The organism is Pandoraea sp. NPDC090278 (assembly GCF_044772185.1).
GTDB lineage: Bacteria > Pseudomonadota > Gammaproteobacteria > Burkholderiales > Burkholderiaceae > Pandoraea.
This window is the reverse complement of record NZ_JBIVYJ010000047.1, coordinates 1-1,031: the sequence shown is the minus strand read 5'-3', so window position 1 is coordinate 1,031 and position 1,031 is coordinate 1. Positions and strand designations below refer to the sequence as shown.

Annotated in this window: 1 protein-coding gene and 1 pseudogene; one reads left to right on the top strand and one right to left on the bottom strand. The window is 57.2% G+C overall.

Annotated elements, in window-relative coordinates:
- Positions 1 to 314: 314 nt before the first annotated feature.
- Positions 315 to 672, bottom strand: a pseudogene (locus ACIQWO_RS27505) (IS21 family transposase); the annotation flags it as partial.
- Between the two features lie 48 nt (positions 673 to 720).
- Here ACIQWO_RS27505 and ACIQWO_RS27500 point away from each other — a divergent pair.
- Positions 721 to 858, top strand: a complete 138-nt coding sequence (locus ACIQWO_RS27500; RefSeq protein WP_006400880.1) for a hypothetical protein — start codon at positions 721 to 723, stop codon at positions 856 to 858.
- Positions 859 to 1,031: the final 173 nt, after the last annotated feature.

Below are 1,031 nucleotides of genomic sequence, written 5' to 3'. Positions count from 1 at the left end.
GACGACTTATCCACACAGAAGTAGATGTACTACGCTGTTTTGGGTGGGTTAAATTTCGATGAAAACCCCGGGTCAACATTTGGTGAAAATCAACAGCTTTAGCACCATCTTGCGACCGTAGCGCGCAGCGGTCACTTCTTTGACCTCACCGATGGCAATGAATAGCTTCTGGCCAGGACGTTGTCAGCGAATGCATCACTAACCATGAAAATTCATCGAGAATCTCAATGCGGTAGTCGGATAAACGGATTAAGACAGTGAGCTGAAGTTGCGCGGCACGCAATGTGCTGGCCTGCAGGCGTGCGTAGTACTGGTTGAGCACAGCGACTGGTGCGCTGGCCGGGATGCGCCTCGACGTATTCCTCCCAGAGCAACTGCAGCGTCACGCCCTTGCGGCGCAGGTCGCGGTGCATCGCCGCGTAATCCGGTTCGACCCGGCGGGTCGGGACCACAGTTTCCTCCGACAGGTCCAACCTGATCTCGAGCTCGTCGTCAGCGAGCGGTTCGACGGTAACCCAGTCGAGGCCCGCCGCGCTCGCGCGCGGTGTATGCCGAGATGGCGCCGACGCTGATGCCGATCGCGCGGCTGATCTGGCGGTGCGACAGGCCGCACGCCCACTTCAGCCGCAGTACTTCCTTCAGTTTGCGTATGCTCATCCGATGTGCCGGCATCAACCTGTCCCCTAAAAAGGATCAAGGCTAACGCCCGTCGTTGATCACATGCGTAACACCACCGCCGAGCCGGAACGGCTATCCCGTTTCGGTCGCGTGATCAGCTGTTTCGGTTCGCTGATCACTCATTCCGGGAACGTGATCACCCGCTTCGGCAAGATGATCGCTCGTTTCGGAAACCGGTGATCAGTGATCACCTTCGGCCGAAACGGCCGATCACCATCAATCGGAACCACTGATCACGTTCGCCGAAATACGCAGGTGCGCCGTTTGCGAGCAAATATCACTGCGCAAAAATCGTAGCCCTGCTGGTGTTTTGGCTAGTGGGGGCTAACGTGTAGTTAGCGGTATCGGTCAAT